Origin of the sequence: Bacillus sp. SIMBA_154 (assembly GCF_046536015.1) — a bacterium.
GTDB lineage: Bacteria > Bacillota > Bacilli > Bacillales > Bacillaceae > Bacillus > Bacillus pumilus_P.
The window spans coordinates 1-388 of sequence record NZ_JAWJBV010000085.1 but is presented as its reverse complement, the minus strand read 5'-3'; the positions used below and the strand labels follow the sequence as shown (position 1 = coordinate 388).

The window sequence follows — 388 nt, the reverse complement described above, 5'->3', positions numbered from 1 at the left end:
ACACATTTTCATAACATGTATAGAATTTGCTGACCTCGATGGAATTATTGAATTTGATATATACACTATTTTCAAATTTTTAACTCTTTTTTTAAGTTTACTGCCAGTCCAATCAATAATAAAATTTCTTCGGAATAATCGCTTTTAAAGTTTATATGACTATTTTTAATAAACTCCAAATCTAGCCATGGTGTTATTTTATTTTTTTCAAGGAACTCAAATGAGTCACGAAGTAACATCTTATAGTCATCTCTCGATCGGAATGCATTGCAAAAATCAATATAATTAAGCCCCGCGGTATACTTAATACCAAGTTTAGGAAAAAACTGATTCAGACCAATTTCTATCCGCTTCATCGAGTTCGCAATAAAATAACCGAGTTTTGTCG

At 30.4% G+C, this 388-nt stretch carries 1 protein-coding gene; it reads right to left on the bottom strand.

All coding sequences use genetic code 11. From position 1 onward, the window contains the following. Positions 1-71: 71 nt before the first annotated feature. Positions 72-388: hypothetical protein (locus tag R0K30_RS21210; RefSeq protein ID WP_410612742.1), on the bottom strand; the 317-nt coding region annotated here is incomplete at its 5' end.